Here is a 755-nt window from a genome sequence, read left to right on the forward strand (position 1 = left end):
CCTTTATTAAATGCATATTCTTAGAACGATCAAGAATATCATCCATCTTCTTTCTTAAAGATACAGAACCAGGTAACAGCTTTTCAGCTGTTAGTTCTTCTATATCTTCATATTCTGGATAATCAATGTTTACTTCAATCTGAGTAATAATCTTAATCAGGTCTTCTTTTAAGTCTTTAATGAAGTTTGTGATATTTCCCTGTATTCCTTTTAATGCTAGTTTAGCTGCCTGATCATTATTAGCTGTAATTAAATCACTAATCGCTTCTGCCTGGGATAAATCAATACGCCCATTTAAGAATGCACGCTTAGAGAATTCTCCATGCTCAGCCATTCTCGCTCCTTTCTTTAAACATAAAGAAAGAACTTTATTCGTAATAAAGACACCACCATGACAGTTGATTTCTACCATTTCTTCTCCAGTAAATGTATGTTGTCCACGATAGATAGAAATAAGTACTTCATCTACTTTCTCTTCACCATCTACAATATAGCCATAAGAAATAGTTTGAGACTTCTTATTTAGATTACCTGTAAAGAAGCTCTGAACAAAATCAATACACCCTTTACCTGATATACGAATAATAGAAATAGCGGCTTCTAAACGAGATGTCGCAATAGCACAAATAATATCATCATTCATCGTCATACCTCCTTAAGTGTTCTTTTCTTATACTTATAGAACCAAATAAAATTAACCAGACCTTTAATAATACCTGAGAAAGAAATAACCCACCAGATACCATTTAAATGGA

1 pseudogene is annotated in these 755 nt (G+C 32.7%); it reads right to left on the reverse strand.

Features of this window, described 5'->3' with window-relative positions:
* Window positions 1–643, reverse strand: a pseudogene (locus B2S90_RS10410) (tRNA uridine-5-carboxymethylaminomethyl(34) synthesis GTPase MnmE); the annotation flags it as partial.
* Between the last annotated feature and the right edge of the window lie 112 nt (window positions 644–755).

This window comes from Catenibacterium sp. UBA627 (assembly GCF_002299355.1).
Lineage (GTDB): Bacteria > Bacillota_I > Bacilli_A > Erysipelotrichales > Coprobacillaceae > Catenibacterium > Catenibacterium mitsuoka.